Origin of the sequence: Clostridium sardiniense (assembly GCF_019753795.1) — a bacterium.
In the GTDB taxonomy this organism is placed as follows: Bacteria; Bacillota; Clostridia; order Clostridiales; family Clostridiaceae; genus Clostridium; species Clostridium sardiniense.
In genome coordinates this window covers 1-415 of sequence record NZ_JAIKTU010000058.1, presented here as the reverse complement: position 1 = coordinate 415, position 415 = coordinate 1, and the positions used below count along the sequence as shown (strand labels likewise).

Annotated in this window: 1 pseudogene; it reads left to right on the top strand. The window is 54.0% G+C overall.

The features are described 5' to 3' along the window. A pseudogene (locus K5V21_RS19840) lies at positions 1–415 on the top strand (hypothetical protein); the annotation flags it as partial.

Here is a 415-nt window from a genome sequence, read left to right as displayed (position 1 = left end):
TGATAGTGGAGAAGCGGGGAAACCAGAGACACCAGGAACAGGGGGAACGACACCAGATTTACCAGGTGAGGAAGGGTCAACGCCAGATTTACCGGGTGATAGTGGAGAAGCAGGGAAACCAGAGACACCAGGAACAGGAGGAACGACACCGGATTTACCAGGTGAGGAAGGAACAACGCCAGATTTACCGGGTGATAGTGGAGAAGCGGGGAAACCAGAGACACCAGGAACAGGGGGAACGACACCAGATTTGCCAGGTGAGGAAGGAACAACACCAGATTTACCGGGTGATAGTGGAGAAGCGGGGAAACCAGAGACACCAGGAACAGGGGGAACGACACCGGATTTACAAGGAGAGGAAGGGTCAACGCCAGATTTACCGGGTGATAGTGGAGAAGCAGGGAAACCAGAGACA